Here is a 385-nt window from a genome sequence, read left to right as displayed (position 1 = left end):
ACGCACCGTGATGACCTTGATCGGGTCGCTCGACTGCACCGTCGCGATCGCGTTGCCCGCGTAGATCGGGCGCTCGAACGTGTCGGCACTGTCAACAGCCGTGATGTCCGAGATCTGCGCGACGTCCAGCTTCGCGGCGATGCGCGGCGCGATGTTCTTGCCGTAAGCCGTCGCCGGCGCGAGGATGTGCGAGTAGTCCTTCGCGATGTTCAGCGCGGTTGCCTCGACGTTTTCCGCGAGGCCTGCTTCGAGTTGCGGCGCATCGGCCAGCAGCACCTTCGAAACTCCTGCAATCTTCGCTGCTGCGTCCGCCGCCGCTTGCGCGTTGTGGCCCGCGACCAGCACGTGGATGTCGCCACCAATCTTCGCTGCCGCTGCCACCGTG

General features: G+C 65.7%; 1 pseudogene. It reads right to left on the bottom strand.

The features are described from left to right. Positions 1-385: pseudogene (locus tag U4Y91_RS36645) on the bottom strand (electron transfer flavoprotein subunit alpha/FixB family protein); the annotation flags it as partial.

Source organism: Burkholderia sp. BCC1993, assembly GCF_905339865.1.
Classification (GTDB): domain Bacteria; phylum Pseudomonadota; class Gammaproteobacteria; order Burkholderiales; family Burkholderiaceae; genus Burkholderia.
This window is presented reverse-complemented; position numbering and strand designations above follow the sequence as displayed.